This window comes from Shewanella sp. SACH (genome assembly GCF_001887095.2).
Taxonomy (GTDB): Bacteria; Pseudomonadota; Gammaproteobacteria; order Enterobacterales; family Shewanellaceae; genus Shewanella; species Shewanella baltica.
This window is the reverse complement of sequence record NZ_MPDG02000043.1, coordinates 1-219: the sequence shown is the minus strand read 5'-3', so window position 1 is coordinate 219 and position 219 is coordinate 1. Positions and strand designations below refer to the sequence as shown.

The following is a 219-nucleotide window of genomic DNA, read 5'->3' as shown; positions in this document are numbered from 1 at the left end:
ATTGATACCAAGATTGACCAAGATGGCGACGGCAACACCGTGGCGATCACCAGCATTACCGATGACACCGGCGCCTCGGGCAGCGACTTCATCACCAACGACAACACCCTGATTTTCAAAGGAACTGTCGATTTGGGCGATGACAGCACCTTGGCCGTCACCATCAATGGCGTGGTCTACACCACCGCCAACGGCTTGGTGATTGATGCCAGCGGTAAC

General features: G+C 55.3%; 1 protein-coding gene. It reads right to left on the bottom strand.

From position 1 onward, the window contains the following. On the bottom strand, positions 1-219 hold a 219-nt coding region (locus tag BM607_RS21965; RefSeq protein ID WP_170927480.1), incomplete at both ends, for a hypothetical protein.